Genomic DNA, 14,019 nt, shown 5'->3' with positions numbered 1-14,019 from the left:
TGCCCAACCGTTTTACCCGCTCGTGAAATGACCCGACCGGGCTTGCCTGAACCGCATCCTTAACCCCGTGACTTACAAGCATGATGTTCGCGAGATTTTTGCCGTTTCCACCGGATTGTCGGAAGGCATGTGCTTCGCAATTTCGGTGAATAATTCAGGAGGGAAATAAGTCTGCTGTTCGACACGGCTCCCGGCACTTGGAGAGCTTTGAACCTCGGTGGCCTGCTGTTGCTTTTCTCTATCCATCAATCAGCCTCCGATATGCATTGGATGTTCACAAGCTATCATCTCGACCCGGTAGGCTAAATCGAACTTTGACTACATTTGAAATTACATGTTGTCTGCTGCCTCTCGGCACCGGAGCAAACTTCCGGCGTCAGCTCATCAGCGACGCTATCTTCCCTCGTCGTATTGCCGCCTCGGTCTGGTGGCACTCATCAGTTCCGCGCGCGACATTTCGCCGGCTTCCGTGGTTGCATTGGCAATCGACTCTATTTTCTCCATACGCTGCTTGCTCGATAGAGCGACGTTGCCCAAGCAGGACACGGTTTCTCGCTGAATGATTTCAATATTTTCATCCACTGAACGATCGGACCTGAATACGGTGGGAGCCGGCTGGGTTTCTAGAAAGCGCGCGACCTCCTCTGCGGTCGCATAGGCAGCCGCCAACTCGGGATTGCTGTTTCTCGCGTTTAAGACGCGTGTTCGCAACTCTGAACTCAGCGTGCCATGGTTAGTAGCGAGTATTCGGGCGGCATAGTTTCGGACGCTCCCCTGGGCACCTTCGCGCTCGAAATGGAAAATAGCTCTGTCGATGAGCCGATCCCTATCTTCCGGAGCGAGGACTTGTAAATGCTTCGTGATAGCACTGATTGCTGCGAGCTGCTTGCCGGCATTTGGCAGATCGAGGATTCGATCCACCAAGGCAGTTTTCCTGGTCCTGGTTTGAAACGGAAGAGTTGGCGCAATGGCAAAAGCTCGCAAAGTGGCTGTCGCAGCCCCTTGTCTAAGGTCGGGATTAGCTGAGAACCCTTCGGAGGGTATTGCCGCCTCGAACAGGGCTTTACTTGTGTTGCCTAGCCGATTTATCCGCGTGTGAAACGTTCCAGCCTCAGACTTTTCGACTGCATCTTTTGCCGAATGCCCGGCCAATTTAAGCCGAGTCATATTATTGGCAGATTCCACGAAGTCTTCGGTAATTAGACGTTTTGCCACTTCGCCGAAGATCGCCTCCGGCAATCGAACCGGCCTGCCGGTCCCGATTCCAGCAATGCGGCGCGTCGATTCTTCGCTATGCATATCTCTGGTATCCTGTGCCTGTTTAATGGACAAAGTACCGTATCACGAGCCGGAATCGAGGTCTGAAATATCTCGTTTAATCTGCAAGAATACGACGCCTTCCGGCACTTCCTTGCTGTAAAAGGCTAAATCCCCGCGCCGCCGCTCGGCTAAAGCGACATAGAAGGAGCTACGACAGTCGCCTCCCATCTCAAACCATTTGAAAGATCGGGCAGGCCTTTTACGCGCCGGCCGCCGACATCATCCAGATGCCGCCGTTTGAGAGCTTCAAGAATGCGGCAAGTTACTATGCGATCTTGAGTCACGAGGTCACACATTTCACGGCGCCGGCGCATCGCCTCGGCCGCGACCTCAGCCGCTATGCCAAGGACAAATCCGAGCGGGCGCGAGAGGAACTGATCGCCGAACTCGGCAGCTGCTTTCTGTGCGCCGACCTCGGCATTGTTCCCGAGCTCGAACCCCGGCCCGATCACGCCTCGTACCTCGACTCCTGGCTCAAGGTCCTGAGCGACGACAGACGGGCTATTTTCCAGGCGGCGGCACATGCGCAGCGGGCCGTAAGTTTCCTGCACTCCCTGCAGCCCGAAACCGCTGGCGAGCGGCTCGCTGCCTGAGGGCCATCAGTGTCGGTCGTTGGTCTCGCCAGCGGCCGGCACCTGTTCAGGCTTGGACGCGGAGAGCGTGTCAGGATCAGCCGTGAGGTCCAGTTTGCCCCAGATCCAGGTTTTCCGGTCGATCGGTTTGAGCTTCCGGGACGGCCTGATTTCGACGGTAAACGGCTTTGGCTGCGGACGCATAGATCCTCCAGGCGAGGATTCGCGAGCACGACAATAGCGCGAAGAACGGGCAACGCAGCGCCCTTGTTCGGCTGTTTCCGGACGTTTGATTTTGACATGTGGCAAGGCGGCAGGCCCGCGGTCGCAAGGGTCCGGCAGGCAGTCGGGGCGCGGCTGCCATCGTCATATTCCTTCCGCCACTGAGCCAGGCCACGTCCTTCGCGGGCTCGATGAGGCATGTCTGATCGAAAAACCGGCTTCGCCTCGATCGTCTTCCCGCAACGGCCTTCCAAAACCTTCTTCCCCTGAGCGCGGTGCGCCCATTCCTCGCGGAACAACAAAGTTTCTCCTGGCCGCCCTCCATTTCATTGCGGCCCTACGAGCCACCCCATTGCGCGGGCGCAACGGGGACCCCGGGGGTGCGGTCCGATCGTCCCCGATCTTTGCGACAGCCATCGAGGCCGCGATGGGCGCGGCCCGAAACAACAAAGGAATACGACAATGGCAACCATCGGCACCTTCACCACCTCCGAAACCGGCTTCAATGGCTCGATCCGCACGCTCGCCCTCAACGTCAAGGCCCGCATCGCCCGCGTCGAAAACCCCTCCGACAAGGGCCCGCACTTCCGCATCTACGCCGGCAACGTCGAGCTGGGTGCGGCCTGGCAGAAGCGCTCCGAGCAGGACCGCGACTACCTCTCGGTCAAGCTCGACGATCCGAGCTTCCCCGCTCCGATCTACGCGACGCTCACCGAGGTCGAGGGCGAGGACGGCTACCAGCTGATCTGGTCCCGCCCCAACCGGGACTGAGATCCGGACAAGTCCCGCCGCCGAGGCGGGGCCAACCGGCGTCAAAGATAAGCCGGTTGCAGGCATCGAGCCTTCCGCCGGCTTTTTCGGTGCGATACGGAACCGGAATTTGTCTGCTCAGATGACGCTATCGTGCCGGGAAGAAATGCCGGCCTCGAGGACGAGCGGTTGCCCCCAATTTTGCCTCCGCTCCGGTTCCCTCCACTCCAACAAAATCGGCTCTCCCACTCGCCGGCTCCGCCGGTCGCTTCCGCGCTCCTTGACCCTGCCATCTCTTCCCGCCCCGCCGTCTCGTCTTTCACGAACTCAAGGAGATGAGACGATGACCATCGAACAGCACATCGAGGAGCTGCGCGCCGAGTTGAGGAACGCCTGCGACGCCGTCGAGCGGCGCCAGGTCGAAGCGGAGCTTCAACTCGCCCAGGCCGATCTGGCCGCGGCGCTTGCCGAACAGGACGGCATCATCGACGCCGAGCCGCCTTTCTGAGGCGGCTCTCATTCTGCTGGAATATGAGCCTGTCGGCCGGATCGACCGGCCTCCCGGTTGTCAGGGATTTCACCCCTCAACGCTCCCCTCCGGCTCACACCGGATACGGTCGCGTCCCCTCCGGATCCGCGGGTCTCTTCTCTCTCTGACGTCCCAGTTTACTCCAGCAAATCCGGCGTCAAGGACGGCGCGGTCTCCCCCAATTTTTCCGCCGCCTTCGCTTCCCGAAAAAATCGGTTCCCCCGCTTGCGCGCCACGTCCCGCGGTCCTTGACCCCTCTTTGCCACGAGTGGCCGATCTCTGTCATCAAGATGAAGGAGATCACACAATGACATCTGACCAGAACCTTGCGCTCTACACCAAGCTTTCCGGTTTCCGGCTCGTCGTCCTGGCGAACCGCTTCGGCTGCGATACCGACGTTTCGCGAAAGCTCCATAAGCGACTGCTGGAAGGACTGGAGGCGGCTGCTGGTCGTATCCGGACCATCATGGCATTGGAGCGGAGCATTCTTGCCGGCGACGACGACCATGCCGCGTACCGGCTGGAAGGTGAGATCGAGATCCTCGGGCGCTTCACCATCATCCTGCTGGAGGAGCTCGACATCGATTTCGACACGCATGAATACCGCATCAACGGCGGCGATTGGTCCAGCGCTTTGACGGCGGACTATACCGGCGTCGACATCGACTATCCGGAGCTGATTGCGCTCACCGATGACGAACTCGGCTCACTTGCGCCGATCGTCAAGGATATCACATGCGAAACCGGTATCGCGGTAAGCGCCTCCCGTGTCAGCAACATCAGGTGCTCAGGATCGTAATCAATCCTGCGGCGGGCTCGACCATCCGGAGGGCGGCGACAGCGGCCCTTCGTTGAAATGCCTGCGAGACCATCGCAATGATGGCGAGAACGGCCCGCTGAGCCTCTTCCTTTCGACCTGCCGTCATCTGTCATCGGGGATGCCCTGACGCGTCACGATGCCGAACTCGGCCAAGTGGCCGCGCAAGGCGTTCACAAACATCGTCCGCTGCCGCTCAAAAGCTCGCGGACCCGATGCAGCATCAGCACACTCTGTTGCTCGTCGCTCTTCACCGGAACGAAGCGCATAGTTGGCCGCGTTACCGCCTCGCAGATCGCTTCGGCGTCGGTCGCATCATTCTTATGACGCTTCACGTAGGGCTTAACGTAAGACGCCGGCATCAACCTAGCCTCGTGACCCAGTGCCATGAGAACCCGAGCCCAGTGGTGTCCGGTCGCGCAAGCCTCGATTCCGATCAGGCACGGCGGCAATACCTTGAAGAATGTAACGACATCGTCACGGCGAAGCCTGCGACGGCACACGATCGCGCCTGCCTCATTGATCCCGTGAACCTGAAATACTGCTTAGCGATATCCAGGCCAATTATGGTAACCTTCTCCATGGATGCATCTCCTGATGTGAGTTCGACACCCACATCTTGGCACATTGCGATGCCGAGAGCGGAGGCCGTCCATCACATCAGGTCAGGTCACAGGTCATCATAAAACTTGCTCGTGCACGTCGGCCGACCGGGGAAGGTGTGTTTCCCTTCGAAAACCTGTTCATGTCCACGCACCCCTTCATCGTGACGCCGAACCTGATCACACCTCCGCATCCGGCCGTTTCGTCCACTGGCGAAAAGCCGTTGACTGGGATCGACATCCCGAAGCTGTTTCAGGGGCTTATAATGGCGACGTCGGAATGACCGGCTCAACCTGTGGCCGCGTTCATCAGCACGCGGCCACAAGGTGCCCGTCATAGATTACGATGCCTCGCTGACAGCAGAACAATCGGGCACGGCGTTTGTTTTCACAAGCCAAATCCATGACTTCGGTCACGCGAACGCGCTGCAGACAGCCGCATTTCGGAGTTACGCGGTTCTCTCAGATCCGGTTCTTTCCTAAGAAGACTTCCTTCCGCAGGCTTTGAATGAGGCGAATTGCCTTGCAAACGGCCCGATATATTCCTGCCGCCATAGTACTCTTCCGCTGCTTTTCGGCAGACTTCACGATAGAAAGCGTCTGCATCCTCAACCGTATATCCAGCGCCCACAAAACAGCCACGCGCCACCTCGTGGAGTGTATGCCGAATCGAACTCGTGTCGTCGTATACGGCGTTAAGGCAGGCTACGATCACAATGACCTCTTTCTTTGACAACCGTGCCTGACCACTCATCAGACGCGCGTGGTTCATGCAGGCGACGGCGTTTGCGCATGTAAATGAGTCACCAAGTCCAGAACAATCTTCGAATCCGTCTCCTTGCTCATTCAGCTTTACATGAGCGATCGGCAGGTTCTTCATGCCTGCTATTTCCGGGTGGTTCAGATCCTCAACAAGCTCGGGATCATAGCCGGATCGCAGTTCCTGGAGCCAGATGTCTAGCTTGTGCAGCCACGGCCCCACCAAACTGGAATTGCGCTTGAGCTTATTCTTCTTGGGATCCTCAAACATTAAGGTCGCATCGAGCTTTTCCGTTTCCTCTTTGGAGAGCAAACCATGCTCGATTAGCGTCTTCATCAGAACGTTTTCGGCATGTCCCCAGTGCGCCTCAGCAGCATATACCTTTCTGAAGTTTAGGATCGTCTGACCGGCCGCAAACTGCGCCTCTTCGCTAAGACCGCAGGTCTTACCGGCCAGGAGCGGCTCGAGCATCTCGACGCAGTTCTTGAACGACAAGCCCTTCTCGCTTCGGAAAGTGTTCCTGAAGTGCCGGACGCCGTTGTTGATGAATGGATGAGTAATCGATCTTGACGTGTATCCATACGCGCCGGTCTGCTCGTTGAAAACTCCCGTCAGCGCATACTTATTCTTCTCGTCATAGATTGGGCTTTTTGTTAGGTCGAAGTTTTTCGGAACCTGAGGCGGCATATACCTTGCCACGCAGTCGTCCTTCACGAGAAGGCCCCTCATGCAATTCAGATTCAGGGCGAGCGACCGGCGGGCATCAGCAGAGTCCACCCGCCGCGCAATGTGAACACGCGTCGCTGCCCGGTAGTCAATCATGGTGACAAATTGTCTATCGCCGCAGGTACGAATTCGATTTATCGGCGGCTTGTTTAGACGCTGAGTTTCAGCGGTGGCCGCATGATACCGCGTGTGAGCTTCTCGTGCCCTGCCTTGAGCCCTCCTGAGCCGCTCACTGGAGGTGAATCCTTTTTTACCGTCATGCAGCGATGTGGTGGAGAGGGGAAAGTCATTGACGATCTTATCGTAGGCGTAGCCCCCAGCAGCTATTAACAAGGCGTACTTCAACCCACGCAGGTTTTGCCCTTGGGATCTGCTATACCTTGTACTTGCTCCTTGTTCTGCAAGCTCCTTCTTTGGTTTCGCAGGATCCGCGCCACCTGAGATTGCGGCGCGCGGGGAAGGACGCACAGTGGGTGAGTTAACCGCTACATCGCGCGCAGTCGGTGTCTTGGTGGCCGGCCCCGGCCTTTCAACGATCCGTAGTGGCGAAAAGCGTGGAAGTTGCTTAATCCCAATTCGCATCTCACTGCTCCTTAAAAGTTAAAATTGGAACTGTAACATTAACGACGCATCGATCAAAAGTTGGGATGTGACGGCTTGACCAGAGTTGGCCGGATGCTGGCTTGGCGACTAAGACGCATGTGAAACTCCCCGCGCCACTATTTCTCAAAGCAGAGGCATTTCTGTGGAGGATGTGGTTATATACCACAATGCTTGGGATGAGCGTCAACGCATGCGCGTTACAGTTGTAATGTAGCTGCTGCGGTCCGTTCACGCGTCGAGCTAGCACCTCTTCAACCACAGGAGATTGACTTCCTCTCGGTTTCAACAATATCCGCACCTTGCCAAGCGTCGTGTCAGGAGCCGAATGTGGGCGATAGTGATCCAGGCCTCGGCTGATGCGACGGACTTTTCCCAATCCTTCGCCAATCGTCGGCATCTGCCAAGCCATGCGAAGGTGCGCTCCACGACCCAGCGACGCGGCAGAACCTCGAGGCCCCTTGGCCTTATCGGTCCGCTTGACGATCTTGAGCGTGAACGCAGCGATCTTTTGCAGTGCGCCCTTCAGCTTCGGTCCGGCATAAACACCATCGGCGAAGATATGCCTCAGCCACGGCCAGCGCCTGATGGTTTTGAGGACGGCAGGCGCGCCGTCGCGATCCTGAATATCGGCGCTGTGAACCATGAGGCCGACCATCAGTCCGAGCGTGTCGACGACGATATGACGCTTGCGTCCCTTGATCTTCTTGCCCGCGTCATAGCCCGAAATTCCCCCACGTTCCGTGATTTTCACGCTTTGACTGTCGATCACGCCCGCAGACGGCGAGGCCTCCCGACATTCCAAGTCACGCGCCTCCATCACAAGATGATGGTTGATCCGGCCCCATAACCCTGTCGCTCGCCATTGTAGAAATAGGACTGCAGGCGGAACATCCCTGGGCATCATGGATCGCTAGACCTTGCCCATTCCTTTTCCCAAAGATCGAAGAGGCTGGCGACGATGGCCATAGACTTCTTCTGACGCAGCGTGGAGCGGCTGTCGGCATCCCGACCGCGGGCCTCAGCCCCCGGATTCATTTCATGAGGAACGTGCTCGCGCATGCTGGAAAGAGCGGTAGGCGGGTGGTCTCCGCTTTCATTGCAACGGCCTTTGCCCAGGAGACGCCGGAGGCAGCAAGCGCTCAATGGCGCAGCGTCGCCGATCAGATCAGACCAAAAGTGCCGGAGCTCGCCACCATCATGGACGATGCGGAAGAGGACGTGCTTGCCTACATGACTTTTCCGAAAGAGCATCGGGCAAAGTTGCATTCGACGAATCCAATCGAGCGTCTCAACGGCGAAATCAAGCGACGTACCGAGGTCGTCGGTATCTTTCCGAACGATGATGCTATCGTCCGTCTCGTCGGCGCATTGCTGCTCGAACAGAATGATGAATGGGCCGTCCAACGCGCCAGATACATGACCCTTGAGACCATGGCGCAAATGAGCGATGATCCGCAAATCAGTCTGCCCGCTGTGGCTCGCTGATATCCCTCCGACCCAATGTCGGAAAGCACGGCCATCAGCCGCGACCTACACCACTTCCATGGACACGATCCCACGGGCGTTTTAGACTGGATCGAGCTGGGAGGTTTGCTATTAGAAGATATGAAAAGTCGTCATCAAACCGCCCGAGCTTGGGTTCGGCGCGGCTTTTACCTTTTCTGGTCCTTGAAGTTCTCCATCGCAAATGCTGGAACTGTTGCACGGATTCGAATTGCCCCGGCTTAATTTGCTCAACGATAACCAAATGAGCGTTTTAGCGCAACGATGTGCTGGGTGACTGCGAAGTAGTTTGCACATTTCTGCATTTGAAGATCGTGACGACTTTTGCGGACGGTATCCCCACAAGTCGCCAATGAAGCGGTCCGCTCTTGAGCGTATAACAAAACCTGCTTCACGTAAGGTCGGTGAAGGCCGCAGGTTAGGCTGCTTTAATCAATCCGTGCGACAGCCACTCCGCGGGCGCGGCTTGCCGACCTTCTCAACCGCATCGCCGCGCGTCATCTTCGCAAGAAGGATTGGCTTGCATAGCTAACGAGCGACAAATGCAACACGATTTTGGTTCAGCTAGTCGGTTCTGGGTGTTAGACGTACGACTTGGAAACACCGGAGTTACACGACGATGGATTGCGAGACCAAGCGTCCTCTAGCACAGAGCGCGCGCGGCCGACCGAGATTGCGAAACGCTTGAAAGCGAAAACTCCGGTCGAAAACGCAAACCCACACGGTCTTTCCAACTCACCGCCAAACATGAGGTTTGGCCGAAGACGCTTCCTTCAAACATTTTAGGGGCGGCTCAAACGGGGGCCGATTCAACCAGCGCTTTGCGTAGCATAGCAGCAGACCGCGACGCCTTTAAGATTGCAGGCCGTTTAACACTACTCCCCGTCGACTCAGCAAACAAAGAGACGAGTTGAAAATGAACAACGAGTTTTCCATGAAAGACAGCTTGGATACCTTCGTTGCACTGGCGAACCTATCAAGGTTAAAGAAACGCTGGGCCAACCGCACTAATGAGTTGTGGGATATGGCTGAAGCTACAATAGCACGCGAACGGGCGGTAGGCTATATCGGGGAGTGCATCGCTGAAGGAATCCATAGGCGTGAGCCGGCGGTCTTTTGTCCGGAGATTCAGACTCGCTTCCACGCTGTGGGCCTTATGATTGATGAGCATATTGACCCAGGCCGCCCAACACTCAATCGGCGGCGCTTGCTGATTGAACGAGTTGGGAAGTTTACCGACTTCGCTCCCTACCAGCAAGGGCTCGGCTGGACTGCTACCGGTGAAACAATCGCTGAGAGCTTAAATGCTATTGACAAATCCGAGGAGCTTTTTCGGTTCCTTCGAGCGCGGGAGAGGGGCCTGCCCAGACAGGTGCGACCCACCATCCCGTTCACGTCTGAGCAGGCAATAGAGCTGGTTGATGAGGTGAGCCATTTGTATGAGGATATTAGAGAGCGCCTGTACACGATAGACCATTTATTCCAAGATCGGTCGAGGGACGACGTCGCGTTGATCCATGATATCGAGCCCAGTATCGGCTTGCTTTCCCATCAGTTGGAAAGGGAAAAGCGAGATCCAACGCTGGTACGCCTTGATGGTGAGGCCGAGGCGAGGCGAGCGGATGTCGATCATGACCCGTTCTTCGAGGCGCAATCTGCACCCTCGCCCGCATCAGGGACAGAGGGCTTAAGCAGCCGAACGGCCTCGCCTGGTAGCAACGAATTGTTTCGGGACGAAAATGTCTCTCCTGAAAGGTCACAGCGATCGAACGAGGACAGCCACTCTTCGGGGGCGTTCGATGACGACCGGTCGGCGTGGAGAGCGTATGTGACTGGAGAAGGGAGCCATACCAAAGCTGCAACTGGTCGTATGGAAGATGGTGTAGATGACGCGGAGAGGCTAGCTTTTGACCCCGCTACCATTAGCTTTCGCAAGTCAAAAGGCACTTCGTTGCAAGAACCGGCCGCCGCGCTGGGATCGAAGGCGGCGCATGATGAGATCAATGGATCGGAAGGCAATCGACGCGAATTAAACGAGCGTAAGCGGACTCGCAGCCCCGGGTTAGATTATTAAACTCACGATTCGCGCGTTCGAGCGGCCGTTTGTTGCAAGAGAGAAAATCTCTGATGCCGCTCTGGTGCGTGCAAGCCATGCGCCCGCCTTCGCGCAGCGGCGCATAAGGCCGCGGCCCGTGATGAAGTCCCCGGATCCCCGGATCGGGTTTCAATCAAATTAACGCGCTCGGAGCGTCTTGAGAATCTCGGATTAATCCAATCCCCGGTTCGTCCGGTTCCCATCATCTCATCACCCTCACTACCTGCCGTCCAGCTTGCTACTCCGTGTTGCCGAACGGCAGATCCTGTTATGCCGCGCAAGCACTAAGCGGCAAGCAGACCCCATCTGGCGTCGACACCCTTGGTCCCGGCAATGCAGGTAGTCATCCTCCAGGGGCATGCCGGAAGGGGATCGCGCCGCGATTACCTCTCCATGTATTGATCCGGTATCGACAATCAAAATTGTCCGCGAGCGCTCCCGCAACGAGCGAGAGGATCATTTAAAAAACAACGTGGTCGACCCTTGACAGGTGGCCAGTTGCCACGAAAAGTTACCTATCTCTCAGAGGCTGATCGAGTTGGCCCTCTCACGTTCCTCCAGTTCGCGTGGCCGCTTACTCCCATTAGGCGATTTGCCTATTTCAATATCTCCATTGACGTTATGGCTGGAAGAGCCGGAAGTCCCTTGTAAGGGGTGCGGCGCTTTTATTTTTGGTGATATAGATCGTGCCAGATTTTCAGCCGGCGCCACCACCTTTGACTCATTGCGATGCGGCAGTTTTAGTTTCTGTTGACCAGGCATATTGGCTGCCTTGGCAAGTTCAAGCATGACTTGGGAATGTTCTAAATCGATTTTGCTCGACCGTACGGGTACTGTTGATCTCTTTAGATGATCATTCTCTGGCAGTTCGCGCAGACGACCTTGCCAGGCTCGGTGGTAACCCTCTATGGTTCGCACAAGCCTTTCCATCTCCAAAGTCCTTGATTTCAAGACGCGCGAATAGCTGCGGAGCAACGAGAAAAGGGTCGGGGAATCTGCTGCCGTACTGTTCCGCTCCAGCCAGTATTCCCGGTGTTCCGACGCCGCTTTGAGGAACCACGCGCGGCTCGCGAAGTTTCCGCGACGAGGGCCAACGACCGCGTCCATGGCATCAAGAACACGCGTTGCCATTTCCTTGGCGACTCTGTTACGCCCTCGTTGAGGAGGCGCTCGACGTATTGAGTCCCTAATCCCTTTTGGCAGTTGCTTGGGCAGGAAAAAACGATTACCACCACGCTGCCAGGTTAGGTCGCAATGCCGTTGTATCAACCTTGCGATGTCTACAGCAGTTTCTGGAGTTAACCTTTGTTGCGGTAGTAACTCCGATCTCCGAGGAACGATTTTCTCTTCAATGGCTCTGATCACCGTCACTTTGCCATAGTGAAAGGAGTTCGGGATGAAGCCTATTTCGCCAGTGGTGGCCCTCGTTTCCACAATTTCCGCCTCCCGCTTAGCCCAGCGTGACAAGATTTCGCCACTTTCCCAAACCTCATCTACTACCGCCTGGCGCAGACCATTGAAAAAAGCGCCGTCCGGCACGATCTTGTCCAACAAAGTATTGAGCTCCTTCAGAGTGGCCTTCTGTAAAGCTGGATTACGGGGCGTACCGCTTGAAAAGTTTTCATCGAATTGATGAAGCTGCAGTTCATCGCGTCTGTGACCCAGAATTTCAATGTGTGGGAATTCTCGCGGGTCGCCTTCTTTGGTTTTGGCGTATTGCTGCAGTTTCTCATAAAGTGCAGCAGCTACATTAGGAGAAAGAGCTATCGGGAACTGCGGGCGCCTTGCATAGATTTTATCAATGACGCGATGGAGTTCGTTAGGATCCGGGTTCGCGGTAAGCTCACCAATATTAGCTCGATGTATTGCATTCAATGCATAGAGCCGTTGTTTATTATATGCAGGCGTATCGGGAATAGTTCGACTTAGAAGCCGGTCTATTCGAATTTCAAGTGCGTCCTTCAAGGAGCGGCCGGGGACTGGTCGCGGCCACTCTAATTCATTTCTAATGCTGCCGTCTGGAACATAGGCTGGAGTTCGGCTTCGCATGACATCCGTTAGATACTTGACCGCCATAATTTCTCTCGTGCGATTGGCCATAGTGCGTGGTCCTTCTCACTTTCCGAAGCGCAAGCTTCATCGCCAGCGTTCACACTAAATCGCGTCTTTGATGACGCATTGTCGCGTTGAAGCAAAACTTGTTCTAACAGCGATACTTTAACCCTGGGACGCCAGCAGCTCTAAGAAAACCAGGCCTCCTGAGCGGCGTCCGATTCTGCTTTTGAATTCGCCGATGTCGTTCACTGTCCTGATATGAACTATACCATGGAGGGCGAGTTGCTGGGGTGTGATTGCGTTACATCCGAAGCTAAAGTGAACCGTAAGAGCAAGACCCCATCTGGCGTCGATAACCTTGGCCCCGGTAATGCAATATTCGATGGCGACCTGTCGTTGATGCGCCGGATCGACCGGCTATCATCTCGAATACGCCCATAGTACGTATCCGTCCGGCGAAGGCCGTCTATCCTGAATTGCCGATTGGCTTTAAGTCCATGGCCATGCGCTACAATCATTTCCCCCATTGAGGTCTTGTCCGTCGACAATCTGACCTTGACCAGGGAATGAAGCGCAACGTTTCACAGACGAACAGATCATCACCGTTCTGAGGGAGCACGAGGCTGGCACGCCGGTCTCGGAGCTTTGCCGCAAGCACGGCGTCAGTAATGCCAGCATCTATAAATGGAAGACCAAATTCGGCGGCATGGACGTATCGGAAGCCAACCGGCTGAAGACTATGGGACGCGCTTCACCTACCATGACACGGTCGATCATCTTCGAGGAGGCGACCGCCAATCGAGGTTCTCGCCGATCATGCTGGCGACTTCTTTCAGCGTTTAGATGAACCTTGAACGTGCCATCACGCAGCCTCGCATCGCCGGCGTCCAAAGCCACGGCAGTAATTCCTGGAGGTGGTCCTTGGGGTGATCCTGTATCCTGGTCAGGACGTCTGTCAAATAGATCTCCGGTGGATTGTGGCCATGGAGTTTGGCAGTCTCAATGATGGTCAGGATATTTGCGATGCGCTCGCCGCCCTTGTCTGGCCCGATGGCACGAAGGGTCTGACCGAAAATGGAATCGACGACCTTCAAAGTCTCCTCGCCGACATCCGGACGTGGGATGGTGGAATCCGCCAGTTCCTCGTCGATGAACAATGCGATCCTGTTCTTAGGCGCGGTGTGAGCAACCGGCGGAAACGCGAAGCTTTCATCTTGCGCAGCGTTGGAGCCGGTTGCGGCGATGGTCCCGGCATAGTCTGCCGGGGTCTGATATCCGAGCGATGAGTGCGGCCGGAAATTATTGTACAACACGACGACAGAACACCCACGGGACCGAGGTTCGCGAGCTTCTGTATCCGTGGCATCCCTGGTCCGGACGGCTTGTTCACGTGCATGAGGCGGTGTCTAAAGGGACGCATATTTTCCGCTGCAGCCTTTCTGGTTCTTCTTCTGGTCGACTTCTT

9 protein-coding genes and 8 pseudogenes are annotated in these 14,019 nt (G+C 56.2%); 8 read left to right on the top strand and 9 right to left on the bottom strand.

Annotated elements, in window-relative coordinates; all coding sequences use genetic code 11:
* Nucleotides 1–72: 72 nt before the first annotated feature.
* The gene (locus MHI61_RS03570; RefSeq protein ID WP_165779457.1) at nt 73–246 is read right to left on the bottom strand and encodes a hypothetical protein; all 174 of its coding nucleotides are present in this window, start codon (nt 244–246) and stop codon (nt 73–75) included.
* Between the two features lie 147 nt (nt 247–393).
* The gene (locus tag MHI61_RS03565) at nt 394–1,299 is read right to left on the bottom strand and encodes a hypothetical protein (protein ID WP_011427397.1); all 906 of its coding nucleotides are present in this window, start codon (nt 1,297–1,299) and stop codon (nt 394–396) included.
* Nucleotides 1,300–1,511: 212 nt separating this feature from the next.
* Between MHI61_RS03565 and MHI61_RS03560 the strand changes: the two are divergent.
* Nucleotides 1,512–1,913 (top strand): annotated as a pseudogene (locus MHI61_RS03560) (zincin-like metallopeptidase domain-containing protein); the annotation flags it as partial.
* 6 nt (nt 1,914–1,919) lie between these two features.
* On the opposite strand, the gene MHI61_RS03555 reads toward MHI61_RS03560, so the two are convergent.
* Nucleotides 1,920–2,096, bottom strand: a complete 177-nt coding sequence (locus MHI61_RS03555; RefSeq protein ID WP_183741011.1) for a hypothetical protein — start codon at nt 2,094–2,096, stop codon at nt 1,920–1,922.
* 480 nt (nt 2,097–2,576) lie between these two features.
* Here MHI61_RS03555 and MHI61_RS03550 point away from each other — a divergent pair, with 480 nt between their 5' ends.
* The 3 genes from MHI61_RS03550 to MHI61_RS03540 all read left to right on the top strand — a co-directional run bounded on the left by MHI61_RS03550 (nt 2,577) and on the right by MHI61_RS03540 (nt 4,192).
* Complete coding sequence (locus MHI61_RS03550) at nt 2,577–2,885, top strand: DUF736 domain-containing protein (RefSeq protein WP_011427400.1); 309 nt, start codon at nt 2,577–2,579, stop codon at nt 2,883–2,885.
* 322 nt (nt 2,886–3,207) lie between these two features.
* Nucleotides 3,208–3,372 carry a hypothetical protein gene (locus MHI61_RS03545; protein ID WP_165779456.1) on the top strand — a complete coding sequence of 55 codons (165 nt, stop codon included), beginning with the start codon at nt 3,208–3,210 and terminating at the stop codon, nt 3,370–3,372.
* A gap of 328 nt (nt 3,373–3,700) precedes the next feature.
* Nucleotides 3,701–4,192 carry a hypothetical protein gene (locus tag MHI61_RS03540; protein ID WP_239789416.1) on the top strand — a complete coding sequence of 164 codons (492 nt, stop codon included), beginning with the start codon at nt 3,701–3,703 and terminating at the stop codon, nt 4,190–4,192.
* A 141-nt stretch (nt 4,193–4,333) separates the two neighbouring features.
* On the opposite strand, the pseudogene MHI61_RS03535 reads toward MHI61_RS03540, so the two are convergent.
* A pseudogene (locus tag MHI61_RS03535) lies at nt 4,334–4,793 on the bottom strand (IS110 family transposase); the annotation flags it as partial.
* A 218-nt stretch (nt 4,794–5,011) separates the two neighbouring features.
* Between MHI61_RS03535 and MHI61_RS03530 the strand changes: the two are divergent.
* Nucleotides 5,012–5,137: pseudogene (locus tag MHI61_RS03530) on the top strand (IS5/IS1182 family transposase); the annotation flags it as partial.
* A gap of 63 nt (nt 5,138–5,200) precedes the next feature.
* Here the strand turns inward: MHI61_RS03530 and xopAG are convergent.
* Both xopAG and MHI61_RS03520 read right to left on the bottom strand, forming a co-directional pair.
* The gene (gene xopAG / locus MHI61_RS03525) at nt 5,201–6,880 is read right to left on the bottom strand and encodes a XopAG/AvrGf1 family type III secretion system effector (RefSeq protein ID WP_011427403.1); all 1,680 of its coding nucleotides are present in this window, start codon (nt 6,878–6,880) and stop codon (nt 5,201–5,203) included.
* A 303-nt stretch (nt 6,881–7,183) separates the two neighbouring features.
* A pseudogene (locus MHI61_RS03520) lies at nt 7,184–7,772 on the bottom strand (IS5 family transposase); the annotation flags it as partial.
* A 155-nt stretch (nt 7,773–7,927) separates the two neighbouring features.
* Between MHI61_RS03520 and MHI61_RS03515 the strand changes: the two are divergent.
* Nucleotides 7,928–8,386, top strand: a pseudogene (locus tag MHI61_RS03515) (IS256 family transposase); the annotation flags it as partial.
* Between the two features lie 934 nt (nt 8,387–9,320).
* On the top strand, nt 9,321–10,478 hold the full coding sequence (locus tag MHI61_RS03510) for a hypothetical protein (RefSeq protein ID WP_011427406.1): 1,158 nt from the start codon (nt 9,321–9,323) through the stop codon (nt 10,476–10,478).
* 543 nt (nt 10,479–11,021) lie between these two features.
* Here the strand turns inward: MHI61_RS03510 and MHI61_RS03505 are convergent.
* Entirely contained in the window at nt 11,022–12,599 is a 1,578-nt protein-coding gene (locus tag MHI61_RS03505; RefSeq protein WP_103671223.1) for a hypothetical protein, read from the bottom strand.
* Nucleotides 12,600–13,149: 550 nt separating this feature from the next.
* Between MHI61_RS03505 and MHI61_RS03500 the strand changes: the two are divergent.
* A pseudogene (locus tag MHI61_RS03500) lies at nt 13,150–13,296 on the top strand (transposase); the annotation flags it as partial.
* A 97-nt stretch (nt 13,297–13,393) separates the two neighbouring features.
* Here the strand turns inward: MHI61_RS03500 and MHI61_RS03495 are convergent.
* Both MHI61_RS03495 and MHI61_RS03490 read right to left on the bottom strand, forming a co-directional pair.
* A pseudogene (locus MHI61_RS03495) lies at nt 13,394–13,597 on the bottom strand (transposase domain-containing protein); the annotation flags it as partial.
* A gap of 129 nt (nt 13,598–13,726) precedes the next feature.
* Nucleotides 13,727–13,861: pseudogene (locus MHI61_RS03490) on the bottom strand (IS3 family transposase); the annotation flags it as partial.
* Nucleotides 13,862–14,019: the final 158 nt, after the last annotated feature.

Origin of the sequence: Rhizobium sp. K102 (genome assembly GCF_022385315.1) — a bacterium.
In the GTDB taxonomy this organism is placed as follows: Bacteria; Pseudomonadota; Alphaproteobacteria; order Rhizobiales; family Rhizobiaceae; genus Rhizobium; species Rhizobium croatiense.
This window is presented reverse-complemented; position numbering and strand designations above follow the sequence as displayed.